Source organism: Leifsonia sp. T36S-04 (genome assembly GCF_042465655.1).
Taxonomy (GTDB): Bacteria; Actinomycetota; Actinomycetes; order Actinomycetales; family Microbacteriaceae; genus Leifsonia.
On sequence record NZ_CP146286.1, the window covers coordinates 2,232,789 to 2,257,147 of the forward strand.

Genomic DNA, 24,359 nt, shown 5'->3' on the forward strand with positions numbered 1-24,359 from the left:
GGGAAGAAAGCCGATGCACCGGAGGTTGCCGTTGGTGAAGGGGCGAGGGCCGCCCCGCGAAAGGGGCCTGACATGGCGCAGATCACGATCATCGGAGGCACCGGATTCACCGGGAGCCACATCGCACAGCAAGCGGCCTCGCGCGGTCACGCAGTCACCTCGCTCAGCCGCTCCGAGCCCGCGGAGCCGGTCGACGGCGTCCGCTACCTCACCGGTTCGGCGGATGCGCCCGAGCAGGCCGTCGACGGCGCGGATGTCATCGTGGCGACCGTCTCCCCCCGGGGCGACAGCGCCGGCACCCTCGGACGCCGCTACGCTCGCCTCGCCAAGCTGGCCGCCGCATCCGGTGCACGCCTCGTCGTGGTCGGCGGTTTCAGCTCACTCCGCCCGGCTCCGGGAGCGCCGCGCTTCGCCGAGGGCGACGACCTGCCGCCCGAGTTCGCCGACGAAGCGCGCGAGCTCAACGCCGTGCTCAGCGACCTGATCGACAACGCGCCGGAGGGCCTCGACTGGGTGTTCGTCAGCCCCGCCGCGACGTACGGAGCCTACGCTCCCCGGGAGGAGCCGCGCGGTGAGTACCGTGTCGGCGACGACGTCGCTCTGTTCGACGCCGAAGGCGTGTCGCACATCGGCGGCGAGGACTTCGCGCAGGCCATCGTCGACGAGATCGAGTCGCCCACGCGCAGCCGCGCGCAGGTCCACTTCGCCTACTGAGCCCCGACCGGCGACGCGAGCACCGCTGCGAGCTCTCCAAGCGTGAACGTCCATCCCTGGCGGTAGGACTCGGCGGGCGCGTCGTCGGCCCACGGGCCGGTGTGCCGCACGGTCAGTCGTGTGCGGGCCGCGTCGCCGGTGAGCACGATCTCCACCGCTTCGTCCACGCTCGCGCCGTCGCCGTCGACCCACCGCCAGCTGAAGGCCAGCCGGTCGGGCGCCTCCACTGCCAGGTACCGGCCTTCGAGGACGATGCCTGCCCGGGGCGCCGCGATGCGGTAGCCGCCCCCGACACGCACGTCGGCCTCGATGGTCACGTCGTCCCAGTGCCTCCACCACCAGGTGCGCAGTCCCTCGGCAGACGCGATAGCAGCCCACACCCGCGCGCGACCGGCGTCGACCTCCTGGGTCAACTCCAGCGGGCGAGCAGCGAGAGTTCGCCACACCACGCTCCGCTCGCCCGCTTTCCCGCGCGGCAGCCTGCTCAGGGGATCGGCGAACGCACTCGCGAGGTCGGCGAGCACCTGCTCCCACCCTGCTCCTGTGGATGCGATCTCCCCCGGCGCGCCGAGCCGGTGCCGAAGGACCAGCTCCGTCCGCTCCGGGCGCGTCGCGCGCCACTCCGCCGAGAGGATGCTCGCCGGCTCCGGTCCCGCCGTCCACGACACCTCGACGGAGTTCCTGTCGCAGCGGAGGATGCTGCCGCCGGCGCTCCCGTCCGCGCCGAGCCGGACCACGAACGCATCTCCCACGGCCGTCGGCGCACCCTCGACCGCGCCGAACCACCGCGCCAGCCGCGGGAGAGAGGTGCACGCCTCCCGCACCTCCGCCTCGGTCGCCCGGTACTCCCGGCGGAGGACGATCTCGGGACGGTCGGAGGTGCCGATGAGCGCACGCAGCGTGTCTGCATCCATCACGAGTCCTTCTCACCGGCGCGGTGCCGCGAACTCCGGCCTCGCGCCAATTCGGTCTCCAGAGCGTCGAGCCGCTGGGTCCACAACCGGCTGTAGCGCTGCACCCACTCCGTTAGCGGGTCGAGCGCTCCCGGAACCAGCCGGTAGATGCGCTGCGAGCCCTGGCGTTCGGCGGTGACGACCTCAGCCTCGCGCAGAACGCGCAGCTGATTGGATACGGCCGGCTGCCCGATCCCGAACTCCCGCATGACGACGGCGCCGACCTGGCCCGCCGGCGCCTCGTTCTCGGCCAGGAGTTCGACCATCCGTCGCCGGACCGGGTCGGCGAGCACAGCGAAAGTATTCATTACACAGTGATATCACGCGATGCTGATCTCCTCAAGAGCCGCCTTGCCCTCCGGCCCCCCACGTGGCACCGTGCGGAGTGAGGGTGCGGGAACCGACAGATGACGGGATCGGAGTGGCATGGCAAAGCTCAAGAAGTTGGAGAAGGCGGCTGCGAAGGCGCTGAAGCGCGCCGAGAAGGCGGTCGCCGAGGCACGCGAAGCGGCCGACAAGCTCGGCAAGAAGAAGGCGAGGACGCGCGCCCGCGAACTCGAGAAGGAGCTCGCAGGACTCGTCGGTGGCGGCGCCGCGCGGTCCGGCGACCACTCGAGCGCGGCCGACGTCGACCTGACCCCGCCACTGCCGTCCGTCCGAGACGACACCGTGGAGTCGGTGGCGGAGTTCGCCGGCTCGGTGACCACTCCGGTGCCGCACGACGCGGAACTCGACCAGCTCAGCGTCCAAGCGCTCCGCGACGTCGCACGCGCACGCGGTCTGCGGAATGTCTCACGCCTCACCAAAGGTCAGCTCATCGAACGTCTCAGCGAGTGAGGCGCACAGGGCTACGTTGGCAGTCACGGAAGGAGACCGAGTGAACGACGAGGCACCCGAGGTGACCGATACCGAGCAGGCAGGGAGGGAGCAGGTCGAGATCGCGCAGGTCCAGGCCGCGCCCGAGACAGACACCGACGAGGTGGAGTTCGACGGCACGGAGGAGCAACCGCCGGAGGAGATCACCTACGACGAGCAGCTCTACCCGGCGCGGCCCCGCCGGCTGCGCCCCCGCACGAACCTGCGCGGCGGCAGTATCCGGCGCACCTTCTCGGACCCTCGCGCCGCGAACGGTCAGAACCCGGCCTACGTCGAGTGGCTGGTCCGCCAGTCCATGCTGAAGGACGCGGACGTGCTCAGCCGGCAGCTCTCCGGCTCCCCGAGCATGTGGCGCAACCCGTACGCCCGGCCGGATGCGCGCCGCGCGGTCTCGACGTCCGACGTGTGGTTCACCGCGTACCCGATCTCGCTGATCACCCGTCCCGGCGAGTCCTTCCTGGACGCCCTCGCCGATCCCGAGCTCTGGACGGCGTTCGAGCGGATCGGCATCAACGGCGTCCACACCGGCCCGGTGAAGCGCGCCGGCGGCATCCGCGGATGGCAGGAGACGCCGAGCGTCGACGGCCACTTCGACCGCATCGGCACACAGATCGACCCGACCTTCGGCGATGAGGACACCTTCCGCCGGGTGACGGATGTGGCCGAGGAGCACGGCGGAAGCGTCATCGACGACATCGTCCCGGGCCACACCGGCAAGGGGGCGGACTTCCGGCTGGCCGAGATGGCGTTCAAGGACTACCCCGGCATCTACCACATGGTCGAGATCCCGCCGGACGAGTGGCACCTCCTGCCCGAGGTGCCGGAGGGACGCGACTCCGTCAACCTCGATGAGGCCACCGAGTCCGCGCTCGCGGCGCGCGGCTACATCATCGGAGAGCTTCAGCGGGTGATCTTCTTCGCGCCCGGCGTGAAGGAGACGAACTGGAGCGCCACAGCACCCGTCATCGGCGTCGACGGCGTCACCCGGCGCTGGGTGTACCTCCACTACTTCAAGGAGGGCCAGCCGTCGGTGAACTGGCTGGACCCCACCTTCTCGGGCATGCGCCTCGTCATCGGCGACGCGCTGCACTCGCTCGGCGACCTCGGGACGAGCGCCCTCCGTCTTGACGCGAACGGCTTCCTCGGGGTGGAGAAGAGCGCCGAGGGCATGCCCGCCTGGTCCGAAGGGCATCCGCTCTCGCACGCGGCGAACCACATCATCGCCGGAATGGTCCGCAAGGTCGGCGGCTTCACGTTCCAGGAGCTGAACCTGACGGTCGAGGACATCCGCGACACGGCGGCGGTCGGCGCGGATCTGTCCTACGACTTCATCAACCGGCCCGCGTACCACCACGCCCTCGCGACGGGCGACACCGAGTTCCTGCGGCTGACTCTGCGCACCTCGCTGGAGCTGGGAGTCGAACCGGTCAGCCTGGTGCACGGGCTGCAGAACCACGATGAGCTCACCTACGAGCTCGTCCACTGGGCGACCCTGCACCAGAACGACGTGTACACGTTCCGCGGCGAGGAGATCAGCGGCGGCGAGCTGGCGCTCCGCATCCGCGCGGACCTGGTCGAAGCGATCACGGAGCCGGCCGCCGACTACAACCTCGTCTTCACGACGAACGGCATCGCGTGCACCTCCGCGTCGCTCATCGCGGCGACACAGGGCCACGCGACGCTCGACTCGATCAACGACGCCGACATCCCGGCAATCCGCGACGCCCACGTGCTGCTCGCGGCGTTCAACGCCTGGCAGCCCGGGGTCTTCGCGCTTTCCGGGTGGGATCTGCTCGGCGCGCTGACCCTGCCGCGCCAGGAGGTCGCGGACCTGATCGCCGAGGGCGACACGCGCTGGGTCGAGCGCGGTGCCCACGACCTGCTGGGAGTGGCGCCGGACGAACAGCGCTCGGCCTCCGGGATGCCCCGGGCACGCGCCCTGTACGGCACGCTGCCCGAGCAGCTGAAACGGCGCAACTCGTTCGCGAGCCGCCTGCGTCAGCTGCTCCGCATCCGGAACCGCTGGGGCATCGCCACGGCGCGCCAGGTGGACGTTCCGGATGTCGCCCACCCCGGAATGCTGGTCATGGTGCACGAGCTGGAGACGCTGGACGAGCACGGCCTGCCCGTCGTGCAGCTCACCGTCCTCAACATGACCGGCTCCGCGGTGGACGGCACCGTGCGGTCGGAGGCGCTCCCCCACCGGGCGGTCGTGACGGACGCGGCCGACGGCAGCGAGGTCGGGACGGTGGACGATCTGGCCAGCTTCCCCATCAGCGTCCCCGCGTACGGTGCGCGCTTCCTCGTGCTGCAGCGGACGCCCGCCGACCAGTGAGCGCGCCGAAGGGAATCAGGCGAGCAGTTCCCGCACGCGCGGGACGACCTCTTCCCCGTACAGCCGGATGGCGGTGAGCAGCGATTCGTCCGTCATCCCGGGGATGCCGTACTTCAGGTCGAACCGGTCCGCGCCGACCACGCGCATGTTCGCGGCGATCTTCGCAGCGACCGTCTCCGGCGAGCCCACGTACAGGCTGCCGTCGGGACCGAGCTCCCGCTGGAACGAGGCCTCCGTCGGGATCGCGAAGCCGCGGGTGGCGCTCACCTTGGTGATCATGTCCCGGTAGTGCGGCCAGAACTCCTCGCGGGCCTGCTCGTCCGTGACGGCGACGTGCCCGGGCGAGTGGAGGCCGATCCGCTGCTGCGGGCGTCCGAACTGCTCCAGAGCCTTGTGGAAGAGCTCCGAGTACGGAGCGAATCGCGAAGCAGGACCGCCGATCACGGCCAGCATGAGCGAGAACCCGTAGTGGGCCGCGCGGATGACCGACTCCGGGCTGCCGCCGACGCCGATCCAGGTCGGCAGCGGGGTCTCGAGGTGCGGCACGACATCCTGATCGCGGAGGCCCGCGCGCGTGCGGCCCTCCCAGGTGACCGGGCCGCCTTCGAGCAGGTGGGCGAACAGGTTGGTCTTCTCTTCGAACAGGTCCTCGTAGTCGGAGAGGTCGAAACCGAACAGCGGGAACGAGTCGATGCTCGAGCCGCGGCCCAGGATGACCTCGGCGCGGCCGCCGGAGACGGCATTGAGCGTGGAGTACCGCTGGAACACACGGACGGGGTCGTCCGAGCTCAGCACGGTGACGGCGGAACCGAGGTGGATGCGCGACGTGCGCGCGGCGATCGCGCTGAGCACCACGTCGGATGCCGAGAGCGGCATGTCGTCGGTGTGATGCTCGCCGATGCCGAAGAAGTCGAGCCCCGCCGCGTCCGCGGCGATGCCGTGGCCGACGAGGTCGCGGATGGTCTGGGCGTGCGAGATCGGGTGACCCGCGGGGTCGCTGGTGACGTCTCCGAAGGTGTTGAGTCCGAAGGCGAGCGGGAAAGTCTGTGGTGCGGTGTTCATGTGTGGATGCTTTCTGGGGGGTAGTTCAGGCTGCGGCGTCGGCCGGGCTGAGCTCGAGCCCCTCGAGCTCGCCGGCGACGGCCGCGCGGAAGGCGCCGGCGGTGAGCCGGGCGCCGAAGACGGGTCCGCCGGGCTCGAACGCGACTCCGTCGCGGAGGCTCTCGACGAGCACGGGGTCGTAGCCGATGTCGTCGATGAGGGAGGCCACGATCGCGGCCGCCTCCGGGTCGTCGGAGGCGACGCCCAGCGCACGGCGGTCGGGGTCGCCCACGGCCCGGCGGTCCTCCTCCATCTCGTGGTAGCCGATGTGGTTGAAGGTCTTCACGACAGTGGAGCGGGCGAGCTCGCGTTGCACGATCTCGCTGCTGGTCAGCGACGCGTCCTCGAACAGCGACTGGACCCCGTCGGTCGGCGCCCAGTAGTTCATCGAGTCGATCACCAGTTTGCCGTCGAGCATGGCGGCATCCACCCCGGCGAACCGGTGCAGCGGGATGGCGAGGATCACGATGTCCGCTCCTGCCACGGCGTCGGCGGCCCACTTCGGGTGCGCGCCGGGCAGGACGACGGAGGCGATCAGCTGGATGCGCTGCGGGTCGCCGGACGCGGCCACATCCACCTCGTAGCCCGCGTCGAGCAGGATGCGCGTGAGCGCCGAGCCGACGTGGCCCACGCCGAGGATCGCGACGCGAGGACGCGTGAAGGCGGTGATCATGAACGGTGTCCTTCCGGGTCGGAGGCGAGGTGGTCGCGCAGGCTGGCGAGCACGCCCGCGAGGTCGTCGATCTGCGCAGGGTCGAGGGCGTCGGCGAAGAGCCGCTTGACCGCGCGGAGGTGGGGGCCGGAGGCGCGCCGGATGGCCTGGTAGCCGTCGTCGGTGAGCACGACGAGCGCGCCGCGGTTGTCGCCGGGACAGTCGGTGCGCTGGATGAGCCCACGCCGTTCCATCCGCCCCAGGTGATGCGAGACGCGGCTGCGCTCCCAGTCGATGGCGTCCGCGATCTCCGACGAACGGAGGGTGCGGTCCGCAGCCTCCGTCAGGGCGAGCAGCACGGCGTAGTCGCCGGGCGAGAGTTCGACCTGCTGCAGGTCCGCCGCGAGCAGGCGCCGCAGCTCGGCGGTCGTGTCGAGCAGCGACCGCCAGACGGCGAGCTCCCGGTCGGTGAGGCGATCGGCGGTGTCGGACGGGGTCATGGTGTCCTCGGTGTTCGGTGATGTCGGCTCAAGTAGCTGACACGTCAATCAACCGAGAACCGGTCCGGTTTGTTCCCCGCCGCCACCGCATCCTTGTACCGTTGCACCATGACCGAGCTGCCGGACGCACTGCCCGCCGACTACGACCCCGCGCACGTGTTCCGGGTGGTCGCGACTCCGGTCGCGCAGGGCTGGGGCGTGTGGCTGCGAGCGGCGGACGACAGCATCATCCACGGTTTCGGTCTGGGCTTCCCGCCCGGCACCCCGTTCCTGCCCGACGTGCTCGACGTCCTCGGCCCGCTCCTCAACGTGCAGTACGCGCTCGCCTTCCACGGCCCCGAGTCGTGGGACGAGCTCGACAACCACTGGTCGGCCGTCGTCTACCAGTACACCCCGCGCTGAGCGCGCCTCGCGCCGCCGGCCAGCGTCGGAGAATCGAACGCGTGGCGTTCGAATCTCCTGCGGTACTGCCAATCGAAGGAGATTCGACGCCTGATCTCCTTCGTTACGCTGGGGCCTCCTCGTGGGCCGGGTCGCGGTGGAGGGGGTGGAGGCGGGTGAGCTGGGTCACGTGTGCGGGGGTGAGTTCGGCGAGCGAGTTGACCTGGAGGAGTTTCATGGTGCGGATGAGTTGGTCGGTGAGGATGTGGATGGTGCGGTCGACGCCGGGGCGACCTCCGGCCATGAGTCCGTAGAGGTAGGCGCGGCCGATGAGGGTGAATTTGGCGCCGAGGGCGTAGGCGGCGATGATGTCGGCGCCGTTCATGATGCCGGTGTCGATCGCGACCTCGGTGTGGTGGCCGACTTCGCGGTCCACGTCGGGGAGGAGGTGGAACGGGATGGGTGCCCGGTCGAGTTGCCGGCCGCCGTGGTTGGAGAGCACGATCCCGTCCACCCCGTGATCGACCAGCGTCTTCGCGTCCTCGACGGTCTGCACGCCCTTGATCACCAGCTTCCCCGGCCACATCTCCCGGATGATCTTCAGGTCGTCGTAGTCGATCGAGGGGTCCATGGCGGCGTTCAGCAGGTCACCGACCGTGCCACCGGTGGCGGACAGGGACGCGAACTCCAGTTTCGGGGTGGTCAGGAAGTCGTACCACCACCACGGCCGGGGGATCGCGTTCAGGATCGTGCCGAGGGTGAGTTGCGGCGGGATGGAGAACCCGTTCCTCTTATCCCGCAACCGGGCACCCGCGACCGGGGTGTCCACGGTGAAGAACAGGGTATCGAACCCCGCAGCCGCGGCCCGCTCCACCAGCCCGTAGCTGATCTCCCGCTGCCGCATCACGTACAGCTGGAACCAGTTGCGACCGGACGGGTTCGCCGCCTTCACGTTCTCGATCGAGGTCGTGCCCAGCGTGGACAGGGTGAACGGGATCCCCGCTGCCCCGGCCGCACCGGCACCGGCGGTCTCGCCCTCGGTCTGCATCAACCGGGTGAACCCGGTCGGCGCGATCCCGAACGGCAACGCCGACGCGCCACCCCAAATCTGGCACGACGTATCCACCGTGGACACGTCCCGCAGGATCGAGGGGTGGAACTCCACATCCTGGAACGCCTGCCGCGCCCGCGCCAACGACAGCTCTCCCTCGGCGGCACCCTCCGTGTAGTCGAACGCCGCCTTCGGCGTGCGGCGACGGGCGATCCGGGCCAGGTCCTCGATCGTCAGCGCCGACTCCAGCCGCCGCTTCTTCAGATTCAGCTCCGGCTTCTTGAACTGCATCAACTCCAGCAACTCAGCCGGCTTGGGCATCTGGCGATCAACCATGGGGAGAGATCCTATCGGGGGTCGTAGCGGACGATCTGGGTGGTGCGGGCGACCAGCGCGCGGAGCGTCTCCAGGTCGCCGGAGAGGAGGCCGGCAGCGCGGGCCTGAACCAGCACGTTGCCGATGGCGGTGGCCTCGACGGGGCCTGCGAGCACCGGCAGGCCGCTGCGGTCCGCGGTCGCCTGGCACAGCAGCGCGTTGCGTGCGCCACCGCCGACCAGGTGGATCGCCTCGACGCCCACGCCGGTGAGCGACGCTGCGCGCTCGACGGTCGCGGCGAACGCTGCTGCGAGGCTGTCGACGATCACGCGGACGACTCCAGCGGGCGACGCCGGAGCGCGCAGGCCGCGCTCGGAGAACCAATCCGCGATCCGGGTCGGCAGGTCCCCTGGGGGGAGGAAGCGCGGGTCGTCGACGTCGAAGACGTCCGCCGGGCGTGGCAGTCCGGACGCCTCGGCCAGCAACGACTCCAGCTCCACGTGCAGCCCGCGCCGCTGCCACTCGCGCAGCGATTCGCTGAGCAGCCAGAGGCCCATGACGTTGTGCAGGTACCGGATGCGGCCATCCACGCCGCCCTCGTTGGTGAAGTTGGCGGCGCGCCCCTCCTCCGAGACGACGCGGTGGTCGAGCTCCACGCCCACCAGACCCCACGTGCCGCACGAGATGTACGCGGCTCGGGACGCATCCATCGGTACGGCGACGACGGCGGAGGCGGTGTCGTGCGAACCCACCGCGGTGACCGCGGGTCCGGCGCCGGAGAACGGCAGCTCGCGGGCGAGGGACGGGAGCAACCCGCCGACGTGAGTTCCGGCGTCGACGAGCAGCGCGAACGCGTCGCGCGGCAGACCCAGACGCTCGATAAGCGCGTCGTTCCAGGCGCCGTCCGCCGTGAGCAGCCCCGTCGTGGATGCATTGGTCCGCTCGGCGTGCTCGGACCCGGTCAGCCAGTAGGTGACCAGGTCCGGCACGAGAAGGAAGCGGTCGGCGAGCACGAACGAGCCGTCCGCCGCATCCACCGCCAGCTGGTAGAGCGAGTTGAACGGCAGGAACTGCAGCCCGCCCTCGCGGTACAGCTCCTCCGGCGAGACGGAGTCGTGCACCAGCGAGACTCCGCGCTCCGTGCGCTCGTCGCGGTAGTGGTACGGCTCCCCGAGCAGGCGGCCAGTACGCAGCAGGCCGTAGTCGACTGCCCAGGAGTCGACGCCGATGCTGGCGAGCCCCGGGTCGGTTCGCGCGACCGCGGCCAGGCCGTCCAGCACGCTCGAGTACAGTCCCGTCACATCCCAGTGCAGGGCGGCGCGGGTGCCCTCCCACACCCGGACGGGAGTGTTCGGGAACCGGGCCGCCTCCGTCAACTCCAGCGTGTTCGCACCGACGCGGGCGTGCATGACGCGCCCGCTGGTCGCACCCAGGTCGACCGCCGCAACGGTGCCGGACTCCGCACTCATCGCAAGAAGGCGGCCGCGACCCCGGCGTCCACCGGGATGTGCAGGCCCGTGGTGTGGTCCAGGTCGCTCGTGCACAGCACGAACACGGCGTTCGCCACGTGCTCCGGCAGCACCTCGCGCTTCAGCAGCGTGCGCTGCGCGTAGTACTGGCCCAGCTCCTCCTCGGGCACGCCGTAGACCGCGGCACGCTTCGCGCCCCAGCCGCCCGCGAAGATGCCCGAGCCGCGCACGACACCGTCGGGGTTGATGCCGTTGACGCGGATGCCGTGCTCGCCGAGCTCGGCGGCCAGCAGCCGCACCTGGTGCGCCTGGTCGGCCTTCGTCGCCGAGTACGCGATGTTGTTGGGCCCGGCGAAGATGGAGTTCTTGGACGAGATGTACACGATGTCGCCACCGAGCTTCTGCTCGATCAGGACCTTCGCCGCGGCACGCGAGACCAGGAACGATCCCCTCGCCATCACATTGTGCTGCAGGTCCCAGTCCGCGTTCGTGGTCTCGAGCAGCGGCTTCGAGATCGAGAGCCCCGCGTTGTTCACGACGAGGTCGAGTCCGCCGAAGGCGAGCAGTGCATCCCGGATGGACGCATCCACCGCCGTCTCGTCGGTCACGTCCGCCGCGACGCCGATGGCCACGTCGGTGGAACCGATCTCGGCAGCCGCCGCCTGAGCCCTCGCGAGGTCGAGGTCGGCGATGACGACGCACGCCCCTTCGGCCGCGAGACGGGTCGCGATCGCCTTTCCGATGCCCGAGGCTGCACCCGTCACGAGGGCGATACGTCCGGCGAGCGCCTTGGGCTTCGGCATCCGCTGCAGCTTCGCCTCCTCCAGCGACCAGTACTCGATGCGGAACTTCTCGGACTCGTCGATGGGTGCGTAGGTGGAGAGCGCCTCTGCGCCGCGCATGACGTTGATCGCGTTGGTGTAGAACTCGCCCGCCACCCGGGCGGTCTGCTTGTCCTTGCCGTAGGAGAACATCCCCACGCCCGGGATGAGCACGATCGCCGGGTCGGCGCCGCGGATCGCCGGCGAGTCCGGGGTCGCGTGCCGGTCGTAGTACGCCTGGTAGTCGGCGCGGTACTGCTCGTGCAGTTCCTCCAGCCGGGCGACCGCGTCCTCGATGGAGGCGTCGGCGGGCAGGTCGAGCACCAGCGGTTTCACCTTGGTGCGCAGGAAGTGGTCCGGGCATGAGGTGCCGAGCGCGGCGAGCTGAGGATGCTCGGACGACGCCAGGAAGTCGAGCACCACGTCCGAGTCGCTGAAGTGGCCGACCTGCACCCGGTCGGTGGATGCGATGGCGCGCAGGTGCGGGGCCAGCGCCGCGGCCTTGGCACGACGCTCGGCCTCCGGCAGCGGCTCGTAGCCGGGCAGCGGCGCGCCGAACGGCTGCGGGCGGCCATTGGCGGCGATGTAGTCGGCGGCGGTCCGGATGATCCACAGCGAGTTGGCCTCCGCCTCCTCGCTGGTCTCACCCCACGCCGTGATGCCGTGGCCGCCGAGGATGGTGCCGATCGCATCCGGGTTGGCCGCCTTGATCGCGGCGATGTCGAGCCCGAGCTGGAAGCCGGGACGCCGCCACGGCACCCACACGACACGGCCGCCGAAGATGGTCTCCGTCAGTGCCTCGCCGTCGGCCGCCGTGGCGATCGCGATCCCGGAGTCGGGGTGCAGGTGATCGACGTGGGCCGCATCCACCAGGCCGTGCATGGCCGTGTCGATCGACGGCGCCGCACCGCCCTTGCCGTGCAGTGTGTAGTCGAACGCGGCGACCATCTCGTCCTCGCGCTCGACGCCCGGGTAGACGTTCTGCAGGGCGCGTAGCCGGTCGAGTCGCAGCACCGCGAGGCCGGACTCGGTCAGCGTGCCGAGGTCTCCCCCGGATCCCTTCACCCAGAGCAGCTCGATCGGCTCGCCCGTGACGGGGTCGGTTTCGGTGCCTTTGGCGGAGGTGTTGCCGCCCGCGTAGTTCGTGTTCGCGGGGTCGGAGCCGAGGCGATTGGAGCGGGCCAGCAGGTCCGCGACGGTCTGATTCGTCATCCCGGTCACGCTCCCCATCCGGCCTGGGTGCCGCCCACGCGCTCGGCCTCGATCTTCTCCTGGTAGCCGCTCGCCTTGTAGGCGGCCATCGGGTCGGCGGGCAGGCCGCGCGACTCGCGCCAGGCGGCGAGGTCGGCGCGCACGTCGGTGTTGAACGCATCCATGAACACCGTGTTGGCGGCGAGCACGTCGTTCGCGCGCTGTGCGGCGGCGAGCGCCCCCACATCCACGAGCAAGGCCTTGGCCGTGGCCTCCTGGACGTTGAGCACGGACCGGATCTGGCCCGGGATCTTCGCCTCGAGGTTGTGGCACTGGTCGAGCATGAACGCGACGTCCGGGTTGGCGTAGCCGCCGCCCTGGATGACCTCGAACAGGATGCGGAACAGCTGGAACGGGTCCGCCGCACCCACGATCAGGTCGTCGTCCGCGTAGAAGCGGCTGTTGAAGTCGAACGACCCGAGCTTCCCGAGCCGTAGCAACTGCATCACGATGAACTCGATGTTCGTGCCCGGCGCGTGGTGCCCGGTGTCCAGGCACACGAAGGCGCGGTCGCCGAGAGCGGCGGTCTGGATGTAGCTGGTGCCCCAGTCCGGAACATCGGTGTGGTAGAACGCCGGCTCGAAGAACTTGTACTCCAGCACCAGGCGCTGGCCGTCGCCGATCCGCTCGTAGATCTTCTGGAGACTGTCGGCGAGCCGGTCCTGCCGGGCGCGCATCGAATCCTGACCCGGGTAGTTGGTGCCGTCCGCGAGCCAGATCTTGAGGTCGCGCGACCCGGTCTCGTTCATGATGTCGATGCACTCGAAGTGGTGGTCGATCGCCTTGTTCCGGATGCGCTCGTCGGCGTGGGTGATCGAGCCGAACTTGTAGTCGTCGTCCTGGAACGTGTTCGAGTTGACCGTTCCGAGGTCGACGCCGTTGTCCTCGGCGTGCTTCTTCAGGTCGGCGAAGCTCTCGACGCGATCCCACGGGATGTGCAGGGCGACGGTCGGCGCAAGCCCGGTGTGCGTGTGCACCTGCGCGGCGTCCGAGACCTTCTCGAACGGATCGCGCGCGGTGCCCGGGGTGCCGAACACCTTGAAGCGGGTGCCCGAGTTGCCGAACGCCCAGCTCGGCAGCTCGATCGCCTGCAGCGCCAGCTGGTCCCGGATGGACGTGAAGTCAGTCAATGTCCTGCGCCTTTCGTTTCGTGTCGTCGTTCGTGTTCTCGATCGCCGCGAGCTGGTCCTCGAGGTGGAAGATCTCGGGGATCAGCTCGAAGGACCGATCGGGGGCGGCCCCGTCGAGTCCGTCGAACAGCCGGCTCATCTCCGCCTGCCAGCGGGCGTTGACCTCGGTCAGCTCCATGCGCCGCTGCGCCGCTGCGTAGTCGTCCCGCGCCTCGACGTAGCCGATCAGCCAGCCGTCGGGGCTGAGGAACAGGGAGTAGTTGTCCCATCCCGTCGCCTTGAGTGCCGTCAGCATCTCGGGCCAGACCGCCGCGTGCCGGGCGCGGTACTCGTCGAGGTGCGCCGGGTCGACGTGGAGTCGGAAGCACGCACGTTGCATGGGACGTCGCTTTCGGGGTGGGAGGGTCGCCCGGCCGGCGGGTGCCGGCCGGGCGATGGGGTTCAGGACGGGATCAGAAGTTGAACTTGTCGATGTTGTCCTTGGTGAAGACGAACGGGTCGCCCAGCAGCACGGTGCCCTTGTCGCCGACCGTGAACGAGCCGAGCTTGCCCGCCTTGAAGGTGTCGCCCTTCTTGCCCGTGATGTCGCCGTCGATCAGTGCCTTGGCGGCGAAGGCCGCGAGGTAACCGAGGTCCTCCGGGTTCCAGAGCGCGAACTCGTCGACCGTTCCGTCCTTGATGTAGGCACGCATCTGGTTCGGCGTGCCGAGACCGGTCAGCTTGACCTTGCCCTTGGCGTCCGACGTCGAGAGGTAACGGGCCGCAGCAGCGATTCCGACCGTGGTGGGCGAGATGATGCCCTTCAGGTTCGGGTGGGTCTGCAGCAGCGCCGCGGTCTTGTCGAACGAGGTCTGGTCGTCGTCGTTGCCGTACACGGTGTCGACCAGCTTGACGTTCGGGTGGTCCTTCGCGAGGTCCTTCTTCATCAGGTCGATCCACGCGTTCTGGTTGGTCGCGTTGGCGGCGGCCGAGAGGATGGCGACCTCGCCGCTGTCGCCGATCTCCTTCGAGATCGTGTCGACCTGGACCTTGGCGATGCCCTCCGCGGTCGCCTGGTTGACGAAGACGTCACGGAACTTGGCGTCGGTGTCGGAGTCGAAGGTGACGATCTTCACGCCGGCCGACTTGGCCTGGGTGAGCGCGCTGCCCAGCGCCGTCGGGTCGTTGGCCGAGAGCACGATCGCCCCGACCTGCTGCTGGGTCAGCGTGTTGATGTAGCTGACCTGTGCGTCGGCGGTGGCCGTCGTCGGCCCGACCTCGTTGTAGGTGCCCTTGAACGACTGGATCGCCGTCTTGCCGCCCTTGTCGGAGGTGTCGAAGTACGGGTTCCCGAGATTCTTGGGCAGGAAGGTGATCTTGTAGTTCTTGTCGCCGGAGCCGGAGCCGGAGCCGCCGGAGCCGCTGGAGCAGCCGGTGACGGCGAGAGCGACGGCGACGACGCCGGCGCCAAGGGCGAACAGGCGCTTCGTGCGGCGCGAGGTGGAGGGCAACATCGTTGTTCCTTTCGGGGTGGGTGAATGCAGGTGGTGCGGGTGGGGCGTGCCTACGGCTGACTTCGCCGTCGGCGGGCTCGGGAGCCGCGCGCCCAGGAGAGGATGCGCGGCGACAGGACCGAGAGGATGAGGAGGACGCCGGTGATGATGTTGATCGCATCCGAGCTGACGTTCGCGAGCCGGAGCGCGCTCTGCAGGACTCCGATCAGCAGGACGCCCGCGATCACGCCGTGCATCGCCCCTTTGCCTCCGAAGATGGAGACGCCGCCCAGCAGCACGGCCGCGATCACCGAGAGTTCGAGTCCGACGGCGTTGTCTCCGCGGGCGCTGCCGTAGCGGAGCGTCCAGTAGATCCCCGCGAGGGCCGAGATGAGGCCCGTGAGCAGGAACGCGATGAACTTGGTGCGCGCGACATTCACCCCGGAGAAGGCGGCGGTGTCCGAGCTGAGTCCGAGGGCGAACAGCCCGCGGCCGTACGGTGTGGCGTGCAGCAGCAGCGCGAAGACGATGACGAGCACCACCACGAGCACCATGACCACCGGGATGCCGGAGGTGCCGAAGCGCTGCTGCGCGAGGTTCTGCCAGAAGAACGGGAAGTCGGTGATCGCCGTCGTGCCGAGCAGGCCGACGGCGATGCCGCGGAACAGCGCGAGCGTCCCGATCGTGACCGCGAGCGACGGGAGCCCGACGACGGTGACGAGGAAGCCGTTGATCGCTCCGCAGACCAGCCCGACCACGAGGCAGACGACCATCGCGAGTTCGAACGGCATCCCGGCCTTCGTCAGCACACCGAGGAGAACGCTGCTGAGGCCGAGCGTGCTCGCCACCGAGAGGTCGATCTCTCCCGTGACGATGACGAAGGTCATCGGGAGGGCGATCATCAGGATGGGCGTCACATCCAGCAGCAGGAATCCGAGCGTGACCGGCGTGCCGAAGTTCTGCACAGTCGCGGACGCCACGATGGCGACCACGATGAGTGCGCCGATCACTGCGAACTCGCGGGTCAGCAGCCAGCGCTGCCACAGCGGGCGGCTGTAGTCGGGATAGGTCCGTGCGGGCGCTGCGGTGGTGGGCACCTGGGTGTCGGTCACGCGGTGACCTCCCTTTCGGCGACGAGGCGGCGGGACAGCCGCAGAGCGAGGACGCGGTCCAGCACGATGGCGCCGATGATGAGCACGCCGACCACCGCCTGCTGCCAGAAGTCCGGGATTCCGAGGATGGGCAGCGCCCGGTTGATCGTGAGCAGCAGGACAGCCCCGAGCACGGCTCCGTAGACCGAGCCGCTGCCGCCGAAGATGGCGACGCCGCCGATCACGGCCGCACCGACGGCCTGCAGCTCGAGGCCGGTTCCGGTCTGCGAGCTGACCGTGCCGTAGCGGGCGACGAACAGCACTCCCGCGAGTCCGGCGGTCGCGCCCGAGAGCACGAAGGCGGTGAGGATGCGGCGCGTCACCTTGAGGCCGTACAGCTCGGCCGCTGCCGGGTCCGATCCGATCGCATACAGTTCGCGACCGCCGCGGCGGTTCCGCAGGAACCAGCCGGCGACCAGCATGACGATCACCGCGAGGATCGTGAGGTACGGGATCGAGAGGAAGGACCCCGTCCCGAGCCCGAGGAAGCCCGCAGGCATGTCGCTCGCGTTGATGCGGTTGCTTCCCGCCCACAGCACGTCGATCCCGCGGTAGGCGTACAGCGTGCCGAGGGTGATGACCAGCGCAGGCACCTTGCCGAACGCGACGAGCGCGCCGTTCACCAGCCCGAGCACGGCACCGGCGAGCGCGCCGATCACGAAGACCGCGATGATCGGGATGCCCGGGATGTCGGCGAACAGGCGGCCGGTCAGGTAGGCGGTCAGTCCCACCACGGAGCCGACCGACAGGTCGACGTTGCGGGTGATGATCACGATCGCCTGGCCGATGGCCACGAGCGCGAGGATCGCGGGCGTCAGGAGCAGGTCGCGCCAGCCGTCGGCGCTGAACAGGAACGTCGGGTTGATCGCCGTGGTCACCGCGATGACGACGACGATCGCGAGCAGGATGCCGGTCTCGCGCGCCCGGACGAACGAGCGGACCATCCGGACGCCCGCGTTGGGCACCTTCTCCGGTGTGAGGGTGGGTGTCGTCATCGGGCGGCCTCCTCGAGAGCATGGGTGGCCGCGAACATGACGTTCTCGGCGTCGGCGACGGAGCGGTCGAGGTCGGCCGTGATGCGGCCCTCGCGGACGACCAGCACGCGGTCGGCCATGCCCAGCACCTCGGGGAGTTCGGACGAGATCATGAGGATGGCCATGCCACGCCCGGCGAGCTCCGACAGCAGCCGGTGGACCTCCGCCTTGGTGCCGACGTCGATGCCGCGAGTGGGCTCGTCGATGATCAGCACCCGGGGGTCCGTAGCGAGCCACTTCCCCAGCACGACCTTCTGCTGGTTGCCGCCGGAGAGCGTCCCGACCAGGGTGTCCAGGGCGTTCGTCTTGAGCTGGAGGCGGCTCGCCCAGACGCGGGCGGCGGCGTTCTCGGAGGCGCTGCGGATGAAGCCCGCCTTGGTCAGCTTGTTCCGGATCGCCAGGGTGCTGTTGCGGGCGACCGACTCCTCCAGGACCAGTCCCTGCTTGCGACGGTCCTCGGGGACGAGCGCGAGGCCCGCAGCCATCGCCGCTGTCGGCCGGCGTTTCGGCACGGCCCGCCCCTCGACCCGGACGCTTCCCGTGTCGTAGCCGTCGACGCCGAACACCGCTCGCGCGATCTCGCTGCGGCCGGCCCCCACGAGCCCGGCCAATGCCACGATCTCGCCGGAACGCACCGTGAAGCTGACGTCGTGGAACACGCCCGCCGAGCTCAGGTGCTCGACGACGAGGCGCGGTTCGCCGATCGTCGTCTCCTGCTTGGGGAACAGCTCGGTCACATCCCGGCCGACCATGCGGCGCACGATCTCGTCCTCGGTGACATTCACGGTGCCGTCGGTGGAGACGTAGGCGCCGTCGCGCATGACCGTGATCGTGTCGCAGAGCGAGAAGACCTCGTCGAAGCGGTGCGAGATGAACACGATGCCGCGGCCCTCGTCGCGAAGGCTGCGGGCGACGACGAACAGGCGCTCGACCTCGACACCGGAGAGGGCGGCGGTCGGCTCGTCCATGATCAGGAGGCGCGCATCCAGAGAGATGGCCTTCGCGATCTCGATCAGCTGCTGGTCGGCGATCGAGAGGCCCTCCGCCAGGCGGTCGGGGTCGATGTGGACGCCGAGGCGCTGGAAGATCTCGCGCGCCTCGCTGCGCATGGCCTTGCGGTCGACGCGGCCGAACCGGTCGGTGGGCTGACGGCCCATGAAGATGTTCTCCGTGACCGACAGGTCGGGGAACAGGGTCGGCTCCTGGTAGATGACCGCGATGCCCGCGTTCTTCGCCTCCGCCGTCGTACCGAAGTCGACCGTCTCGCCACGGAACCGCATCTCACCGCTGTCCCGCTGGTAGAGCCCGGCGACGATCTTGACCAGCGTGGACTTGCCCGCGCCGTTCTCGCCGACGAGCGCGTGGATGGACGCCTGCTCGACCGTGAGATCGGCACGGCTGAGGGCGATCACCTGGCCGAAGGCCTTGGCCACGCCGCGGAGTTCGAGGACGGGTGGACCGCCTGGGCCCGGAGCTGCTGAAGACGTCATTGTCGTAAACGAATCTCCACGTCGAGGGTGTGAACCGTTTCAATTTGAAACGTTGAAATGACCATGCCAGAGCGGGAGGGTGCGCGTCAAGTCCTCGGCAGAATCTGGTGCACGGCGCCGTGAATCGTGGATATCATTCAGGCACTGCCCCGACCCGAGGAGTCCCATGCCGTCCGCCAGCGTCAAAGACGTCGCAGCACTCGCCGGCGTCTCGGTGGGCACCGTCTCCAACGTGCTGAATCGCCCCGAGCGCGTCTCCGACGCCGTGCTGCAGCGGGTGCAGACCGCGATCACCGAGCTCGGTTTCGTGCGCAACAATGCGGCCCGCCAGCTCCGGATGGGCCAGGGCAGCGGGATCGGCATGGTCGTCCTCGACGTGGGCAACCCGTTCTTCGCCTCCCTCATCCGCGGCGCAGAAGACCGTGCGGCGCGCGACGGCCTGTCGGTGCTCGTCGGCAACTCGGACGAGAACGAGCAGCGCGAGGCCGGCTACCTCGACATGTTCGAGCAGGAGCGCATCCGCGGCGTGCTCATCTCCCCCGTCGGCGACGCCCTCCCGCGTCTGCAGCGTCTGCGGGAACGCGGCATCCCCTCGGTGCTGGTCGACCGGGCCAGTCTCGACCGCTCGTTCAGCTCGGTGGCCGTCGACGACGTCGCCGGCGGCCGTCTGGCGGCGGCCCACCTGGTCGAGCAGGGGTTCGGTCGCATCGCCTTCGCCGGCGGACCGTTAGCCATCGAGCAGGTGGCCGACCGCTACCGCGGGGCGGCGGACGAACTGGCATCAGCGCGTCCGGGTGCCACGATCGAGAAGCTCGAGACCGAGAACCTCACCATCGAGGGCGGCCAGCGTGTCGGCGCGGCCCTGGCCGGACGTGCGGCAGGCGATCGCCCGGATGCCGTCTTCGCGGCCAACGACCTGGTCGCGATCGGCCTGCTGCAGAGCCTCCTGCAGGCGGGGGTCCGGGTGCCCGAGGATGTGGCGCTGGTCGGCTACGACGACATCGCGTTCGCGTCCGCCGCCGTGGTGCCGCTCTCCTCCGTCCGCCAGCCCAGCCTCGAGATCGGCTCGACCGCGATGGACCTGCTGCTGCAACTGACCGCCCACCCGGACGCCCCGCCGGTCCACGTCGAGTTCCAGCCCGCGCTCATCCCCCGCGACAGCACCCGCCGCCGCTGATCCCGTCCTGTCCCGTCCCGTCCCCGCGAGATTTGGCGCAAATCGCGGTTATGCGACCGCGATAACCACGATTTGGCGCAAATCTCGCGCCCACGGAGAACCCGCAGACCGGAGCCCGAGAACGAGAGAAGCGCGGCGCCCGTCGAGTGACGGGGACCGCGCTTCCGGTGTTGTGAGGGGGGTCAGCTCTGCTGCTGCTCGGCCGCTGCCTTCAGCTCGTCGTACTGCTTCCGAACCTCGGTCATGTCGAGGCCGCGGATCTGCGCGATGAGGTCCTCCACGGCCTCGCCCGGGAGGGCGCCGGCCTGCGAGAACAGGGGGATTCCGTCGCGGTAGGCGACGAGGGTCGGGATGGACTGGATGCCGTACGAGGCGGCGAGCGCCTGCTGGGCTTCGGTGTCGATCTTGCCGAAGGTGACATCGGTGTGCTGTTCGGACGCCTTCTCGAAGACGGGCGCGAACATGTGACACGGGCCGCACCAGTCGGCCCAGAAGTCGAGCAGCACGATGCCGTCGGCGACGGTCTGGTCGTGGTTGGTCGAGGTGATCTCGGTGGTTGCCATGTCAGGTGAAACGCAACACCATCAGGGGATATTCCGGCTCGCGTGCGGCGCCTCAGGCCCCGCGCCGCCCGGCGAACACCGCGAAGCCCAACGGGATGACCGACGCGATCATGATGACGCTCCCGAGCACGGCGTCGTTCGTGTGCACGATCGCGCCCGCGATGATCGCGCCGCCGAACACCACAGCCGCCACCAGCCGTCTAGCGGCACGCTCCAGACGCCCGACGCGCTGCTCGAGCCGCGGGGAGGTGACGGCCACCGAGCCGTCCTCGATCTGGGTGACCACCGCGTCCAGCCGCTTCGGCAGACGCCAAGCGATGCCGGCGATCTCCAGCGCCTGCTGAGCGACGTCCTGGATGACGTTGCCGCGCTCATCCCGGATCAGCTGGCCCGCGTACGGCTCGATCGAGTCCCACAGGTTGAAGGCCGGGTCGAGCGCACTGCACACCCCCGACGTGAGCGACATCGCACGGATGATGAGCAGGAAGTTCTCCGGGAGCTGGAACGGGAGGGACCGCACGACGTCGCCGAACTCGATCGCGAACTCCCGGAACTCCCGCGGGTCGACCTCGCGCAGCTCGGCGAACCCCATGCCGCCGAAGCGCGCGAACAGGTGCGTCATCGCCCGCTCGAGTTCGGCGGTGTCCGCCGTCGGGAGCAGCACGCCCACGTCGCGGATCGCATCCACGAGCCCCTTGCCGTCACGTGATGCTGCCGCGATCAGCAGCTTGCGGAGTCCGCTGCGCGTTCCGGGAGGAACCTCGCCCATCATGCCGAAATCGACGAACGTGAGGTGCCAGGACCGCCCGCCCGTCGCCTCCGGCCGCGGCGTCACGAAGATGTTGCCCGGGTGCGGGTCGGCGTGGAAGAACCCGTTCGAGAACAGCTGGTCGAACATGACCTCGGCGAACACCGGCGCGACCTCGGCGGGATCGATTCCCGCCGCGAGAAGGGCCTCCGCATCCGTGATCTTGATCGCGGTGACGTCCTGGAGGGTGAGGACGCGACGGGTCGTCCGCTCCCAGACGACCGCGGGGACGGCGACGCGCTCGTCCCCCGCGAACTCCTCGGCGAACCGCTCCGAGTTCTCGGCCTCGTGGAGGTAGTCGATCTCCTGGAGGCTGGTGCGCGCGAACTCCTCGACGAGCGCGGGAGCATCCACCCGGTCGGAGACGAGCCGGACGTGACTGAGCCACCGCCCGACGCGGCGCAGCGCCGCGAGGTCCACATCCACGATGGCGTCGATGCCCGGCCGCTGCACTTTGAGGACCACGCCGGTCAGCCCGGTGTGCTCTGCGGTCTGCGCCGTCAGAGTGGCCCGGTGGGCCTGCCCGAGGGACGCGGCCGCCACCGGCACTTCGTCGATCGCGGCGAAGGCCTGCGCGAGCGGAACCCCGAGCTCGGCCTCCGCGAGGGCACGGATCGCCGGGAACGGGACCGCCGGGACCTCGTCCTGCAGGCCCTCCAGCTCGCTGGTGATCTCGGGAGGCAGCACGTCGAGCCGCGACGACATGAACTGCCCGACCTTGATCATGAGGCCGCCGAGGTCGACCGCGAGCGCGTGGAACCGCTGCGCGAACCGCCGCATCCGGCGGGAGCGGGTGCGGGCCGCCACCCCGCCCAGCCCGATACGCGGCAGGAAGAGCTCGTACCACCAGGTGACGGCGAGGTTCCAGCCGGCGAAACGGAGGATGCGACGGTAGCGCGCGCGGGTGGCCGGCGTCGCCGCGGGATGAGCCGCGGCGACGGCCTGGTCCGACGTCACCCGCGTCAGCCCTCGGCGAGGATGGAGTAGAGGCGGCGGCGGGCCTCGTCGAGCACCGCCGCAGCTTCCTGCACCTGCTCGGGAGTTCCGGTGCGGTGCACCTGGGCCGCCGCCTGCGCGAGCTCGACGCCCGCCTTCGGCAGCGTGCCGGGGTTGGTCCGCTGGCGCGGCTCACCAGTGGCACTGTCGGTCTGCCAGGGGGCGGACGCCTCGCTCGCAGCGACCTCGCGGCCGGCCTCGGTCAGGGCGTAGGTCTTGCGCCCGTTCGACTCCTCCGCCGTGATGAGACCCTCGTCGGCGAGCAACTGCAGCGTCGGGTAGACCGATCCGGCGCTCGGCTTCCAGCTGCCTCCGCTACGCTCTTCGATCTCGCGGATGATCTGGTAGCCATGCATCGGCTTCTCGGCGAGCAGCGAGAGCACGGCCGCACGAACGTCTCCGCGGCCCATGCGCGAACCGACTTTCTTCTCGAACGTCGAGCGCAACTGCTCGAACGCCTGCCACATGGCGTCCGGGTCCATGCGGGCACCGAACCCGCCGGTGGGGAATGAGTTGGACATGACAGCCTCCTGTCGTCAGCGATACCTAACGATATATCGCCGAGCGGATCGAGCGGAAGGACTCGGAGCCTACGTCCAGCGAACACATCCCGACACCCCGTCCGGTGCAGTTCCGTGTCCCCCGTCCGGTTCCCCGTTAGCCTGCTCACGACCCGAACGAGATGGATCCCGCGTGACCGAACCCTCCCCTGCCGTGCGCCCGCGACGGATCCCTGCGAGTGCCCGGGTCGGGATCGGGCTGGGCGCGCTCGGCGGAGTGCTCGCGTCCGTCCTGGTCATCGTCGGCAGCATTCAGGGGGCCGCGCCGCCGGTGAACGCGGCGCCGGAGGTCGCGAGCGGTCACTCCGCCACGTCATCCCCCGCCCGGACCGCTCTCGAGGTACTCGCCGCCCTGCCGGTCAAGGGCAAAGCCGCGGCCACCGGCTACCAGCGCACCGCCGACTTCGGGACCGCATGGCTGGATGTGGACAGGAACGGCTGCAACACCCGCGACGACATCCTCGCCCGCGACCTGACCGCGCTGGTGCGGCCCGGCGGGTGCAGGGTGCTCTCGGGCACCCTCGTCAGCCCCTACACGGGCAGGACCATCGCCTTCGTTCGCGGGCCGGATACGTCGGCGCTGGTGCAGATCGACCACATCGTCCCGTTGCAGAACGCCTGGATCACCGGCGCGCAGCGACTCACGCAGGCCCAGCGGGTCAGCCTCGCCAACGACCCGCTGAACCTCCTCGCCGTGGACGCACGGTCGAACGAGCAGAAGTCCTCCGGCGACGCCGCCACCTGGCTGCCCGCGAACACGGCCTTCCGGTGCGAGTATGTCGCCCGTCAGATCTCCGTGAAGGCGACCTACGGACTGTGGGTGACGAGTGCCGAGAAGGCGGCGATGACGCGGGTGCTCGCCGGATGCCCGTCGCAGGGCGCGGCGTCGCCGGCGTCCACTCCATCGACGCCCCCGCCTTGCCCGGCGCCCGCCGCCCTTCGGAACAGTCAGCCGGATGCGGGCTGTGCGGCCGGGTAGACCTCGATCCCTGCGGCGACAGCGACCTCGCGGTAGGCCGCAGCGAGGTCCGTGAGCGACGAGTGCGCGTTGAGTCCACTCGGGTTCGGCACGACCCACACCTGCGTCGGCCCCCAGTCCTCGGGCTGCCTCCCCACGCGGGCGCTGGGCCGGTCGAAGGCGACCCGGTAGGCGCTGATACCCAGGATCGCCACGACGGGAGGAGAGAGCGTCTCCACGCGCCGCCGAAGATCCGACCCGCCCTCGCGCAGCCGGCTCGGCGCGAGCTCCGCGGCGCGCGCTGTCGCCTCGGGGACGATGCAGGTGATCCCGACGCCGCGGTCTTCGAGCTGCTGCACGTCGTCCGGCTCGAAGCCGCTCGACGCGTCGATGACATGGTCGGTCACCCCCGCCAGGAACAGCGCCTTGTAGAAGCGGTTGCCCCGGCGCGCGAAGTGGGCCTGCACCGCCACGGTCAGCAGCCCGGGGTTGATGCCGACGATGAGCAGCCGGAGGCGCGGCGGGATGAGGTCGGGGAGCGTCTGCCCGGTGAACGCTGCCAGCTCTGCTCGACTGAAGCCCATCCCGTCCCTTCGTGCCG

General features: G+C 69.8%; 24 protein-coding genes. 6 read left to right on the top strand and 18 right to left on the bottom strand.

All coding sequences use genetic code 11. From position 1 onward, the window contains the following. The first annotated feature begins 72 nt into the window (after nucleotides 1–72). Entirely contained in the window at nucleotides 73–714 is a 642-nt protein-coding gene (locus P3F85_RS10905; RefSeq protein ID WP_374007443.1) for an NAD(P)-dependent oxidoreductase, read from the top strand. On the opposite strand, the gene P3F85_RS10910 is transcribed toward P3F85_RS10905, so the two are convergent. Beyond that, nucleotides 708–1,628, bottom strand: a complete 921-nt coding sequence (locus tag P3F85_RS10910) for an SRPBCC family protein (protein ID WP_374007445.1) — start codon at nucleotides 1,626–1,628, stop codon at nucleotides 708–710. The genes P3F85_RS10905 and P3F85_RS10910 overlap by 7 nt on opposite strands. Then, a complete protein-coding gene (locus P3F85_RS10915) occupies nucleotides 1,628–1,975 on the bottom strand; it encodes an ArsR/SmtB family transcription factor (protein WP_374007446.1) in 348 nt (115 codons plus the stop codon). The genes P3F85_RS10910 and P3F85_RS10915 overlap by 1 nt, the downstream gene beginning before the upstream one ends. 118 nt (nucleotides 1,976–2,093) lie before the next feature. On the opposite strand from P3F85_RS10915, the gene P3F85_RS10920 reads away from it, so the two are divergent. Both P3F85_RS10920 and treS read left to right on the top strand, forming a co-directional pair. Then, on the top strand, nucleotides 2,094–2,504 hold the full coding sequence (locus tag P3F85_RS10920) for a Rho termination factor N-terminal domain-containing protein (RefSeq protein WP_374007448.1): 411 nt from the start codon (nucleotides 2,094–2,096) through the stop codon (nucleotides 2,502–2,504). A gap of 142 nt (nucleotides 2,505–2,646) precedes the next feature. After that, nucleotides 2,647–4,878: a maltose alpha-D-glucosyltransferase gene (gene treS, locus P3F85_RS10925; RefSeq protein ID WP_374010916.1), complete on the top strand. Its 2,232-nt coding sequence runs from the start codon at nucleotides 2,647–2,649 to the stop codon at nucleotides 4,876–4,878. A 15-nt stretch (nucleotides 4,879–4,893) separates the two neighbouring features. Here the strand turns inward: treS and P3F85_RS10930 are convergent, their stop codons facing one another. Genes P3F85_RS10930 through P3F85_RS10940 form a run of 3 tightly spaced genes read right to left on the bottom strand, consistent with a single transcriptional unit; the run spans nucleotide 4,894 to nucleotide 7,131 of the window. Beyond that, entirely contained in the window at nucleotides 4,894–5,940 is a 1,047-nt protein-coding gene (locus P3F85_RS10930; RefSeq protein WP_374007449.1) for an LLM class flavin-dependent oxidoreductase, read from the bottom strand. A 25-nt stretch (nucleotides 5,941–5,965) separates the two neighbouring features. After that, a complete protein-coding gene (locus tag P3F85_RS10935; protein ID WP_374007450.1) occupies nucleotides 5,966–6,652 on the bottom strand; it encodes an NADPH-dependent F420 reductase in 687 nt (228 codons plus the stop codon). Then, nucleotides 6,649–7,131, bottom strand: a complete 483-nt coding sequence (locus P3F85_RS10940; protein ID WP_374007451.1) for a MarR family winged helix-turn-helix transcriptional regulator — start codon at nucleotides 7,129–7,131, stop codon at nucleotides 6,649–6,651. Before P3F85_RS10940 ends, P3F85_RS10935 begins: the two co-directional genes overlap by 4 nt. 108 nt (nucleotides 7,132–7,239) lie before the next feature. Here P3F85_RS10940 and P3F85_RS10945 point away from each other — a divergent pair, with 108 nt between their 5' ends. Beyond that, on the top strand, nucleotides 7,240–7,533 hold the full coding sequence (locus P3F85_RS10945; RefSeq protein ID WP_374007453.1) for a hypothetical protein: 294 nt from the start codon (nucleotides 7,240–7,242) through the stop codon (nucleotides 7,531–7,533). Nucleotides 7,534–7,636: 103 nt separating this feature from the next. On the opposite strand, the gene P3F85_RS10950 is transcribed toward P3F85_RS10945, so the two are convergent. The 9 genes from P3F85_RS10950 to P3F85_RS10990 all read right to left on the bottom strand — a co-directional run bounded on the left by P3F85_RS10950 (nucleotide 7,637) and on the right by P3F85_RS10990 (nucleotide 18,696). Then, on the bottom strand, nucleotides 7,637–8,899 hold the full coding sequence (locus P3F85_RS10950; RefSeq protein WP_374007454.1) for an alpha-hydroxy-acid oxidizing protein: 1,263 nt from the start codon (nucleotides 8,897–8,899) through the stop codon (nucleotides 7,637–7,639). A gap of 11 nt (nucleotides 8,900–8,910) precedes the next feature. Next, nucleotides 8,911–10,347: a rhamnulokinase family protein gene (locus P3F85_RS10955; RefSeq protein WP_374007455.1), complete on the bottom strand. Its 1,437-nt coding sequence runs from the start codon at nucleotides 10,345–10,347 to the stop codon at nucleotides 8,911–8,913. Beyond that, nucleotides 10,344–12,380, bottom strand: a complete 2,037-nt coding sequence (locus P3F85_RS10960; RefSeq protein WP_374007456.1) for a bifunctional aldolase/short-chain dehydrogenase — start codon at nucleotides 12,378–12,380, stop codon at nucleotides 10,344–10,346. Before P3F85_RS10960 ends, P3F85_RS10955 begins: the two co-directional genes overlap by 4 nt. 5 nt (nucleotides 12,381–12,385) lie before the next feature. Beyond that, the gene (gene rhaI / locus P3F85_RS10965; RefSeq protein WP_374007457.1) at nucleotides 12,386–13,549 is read right to left on the bottom strand and encodes an L-rhamnose isomerase; all 1,164 of its coding nucleotides are present in this window, start codon (nucleotides 13,547–13,549) and stop codon (nucleotides 12,386–12,388) included. Continuing rightward, nucleotides 13,542–13,928 carry an L-rhamnose mutarotase gene (locus tag P3F85_RS10970; RefSeq protein ID WP_374007459.1) on the bottom strand — a complete coding sequence of 129 codons (387 nt, stop codon included), beginning with the start codon at nucleotides 13,926–13,928 and terminating at the stop codon, nucleotides 13,542–13,544. Before P3F85_RS10970 ends, rhaI begins: the two co-directional genes overlap by 8 nt. Before the next feature lie 73 nt (nucleotides 13,929–14,001). Then, nucleotides 14,002–15,042, bottom strand: coding sequence for a rhamnose ABC transporter substrate-binding protein (gene rhaS, locus P3F85_RS10975; RefSeq protein WP_374007461.1), 1,041 nt, complete (start codon nucleotides 15,040–15,042; stop codon nucleotides 14,002–14,004). 50 nt (nucleotides 15,043–15,092) lie between these two features. Continuing rightward, the gene (locus P3F85_RS10980; RefSeq protein WP_374007462.1) at nucleotides 15,093–16,133 is read right to left on the bottom strand and encodes an ABC transporter permease; all 1,041 of its coding nucleotides are present in this window, start codon (nucleotides 16,131–16,133) and stop codon (nucleotides 15,093–15,095) included. After that, a complete protein-coding gene (locus P3F85_RS10985) occupies nucleotides 16,130–17,167 on the bottom strand; it encodes an ABC transporter permease (RefSeq protein WP_374007463.1) in 1,038 nt (345 codons plus the stop codon). Before P3F85_RS10985 ends, P3F85_RS10980 begins: the two co-directional genes overlap by 4 nt. Next, nucleotides 17,164–18,696, bottom strand: a complete 1,533-nt coding sequence (locus tag P3F85_RS10990) for a sugar ABC transporter ATP-binding protein (protein ID WP_374007464.1) — start codon at nucleotides 18,694–18,696, stop codon at nucleotides 17,164–17,166. The genes P3F85_RS10985 and P3F85_RS10990 overlap by 4 nt, the downstream gene beginning before the upstream one ends. Nucleotides 18,697–18,862: 166 nt before the next feature. On the opposite strand from P3F85_RS10990, the gene P3F85_RS10995 reads away from it, so the two are divergent. After that, on the top strand, nucleotides 18,863–19,873 hold the full coding sequence (locus P3F85_RS10995; RefSeq protein WP_374007466.1) for a LacI family DNA-binding transcriptional regulator: 1,011 nt from the start codon (nucleotides 18,863–18,865) through the stop codon (nucleotides 19,871–19,873). Nucleotides 19,874–20,055: 182 nt separating this feature from the next. Here the strand turns inward: P3F85_RS10995 and trxA are convergent, their stop codons facing one another. The 3 genes from trxA to P3F85_RS11010 are packed head-to-tail and all read right to left on the bottom strand — an operon-like array spanning nucleotide 20,056 to nucleotide 22,761. Then, on the bottom strand, nucleotides 20,056–20,436 hold the full coding sequence (gene trxA / locus P3F85_RS11000; protein WP_374007467.1) for a thioredoxin: 381 nt from the start codon (nucleotides 20,434–20,436) through the stop codon (nucleotides 20,056–20,058). A 52-nt stretch (nucleotides 20,437–20,488) separates the two neighbouring features. Then, nucleotides 20,489–22,201 (bottom strand): ABC1 kinase family protein, encoded by a 1,713-nt coding sequence (locus P3F85_RS11005; protein WP_374007469.1) that lies wholly within the window; start codon nucleotides 22,199–22,201, stop codon nucleotides 20,489–20,491. A gap of 5 nt (nucleotides 22,202–22,206) precedes the next feature. Continuing rightward, the gene (locus P3F85_RS11010) at nucleotides 22,207–22,761 is read right to left on the bottom strand and encodes a PadR family transcriptional regulator (protein ID WP_374007470.1); all 555 of its coding nucleotides are present in this window, start codon (nucleotides 22,759–22,761) and stop codon (nucleotides 22,207–22,209) included. A 172-nt stretch (nucleotides 22,762–22,933) separates the two neighbouring features. Between P3F85_RS11010 and P3F85_RS11015 the strand changes: the two genes are divergently transcribed. Continuing rightward, nucleotides 22,934–23,779: an HNH endonuclease family protein gene (locus tag P3F85_RS11015; RefSeq protein WP_374007472.1), complete on the top strand. Its 846-nt coding sequence runs from the start codon at nucleotides 22,934–22,936 to the stop codon at nucleotides 23,777–23,779. On the opposite strand, the gene P3F85_RS11020 is transcribed toward P3F85_RS11015, so the two are convergent. Continuing rightward, a complete protein-coding gene (locus P3F85_RS11020; RefSeq protein WP_374007473.1) occupies nucleotides 23,749–24,342 on the bottom strand; it encodes a mismatch-specific DNA-glycosylase in 594 nt (197 codons plus the stop codon). The genes P3F85_RS11015 and P3F85_RS11020 overlap by 31 nt on opposite strands. Between the last annotated feature and the right edge of the window lie 17 nt (nucleotides 24,343–24,359).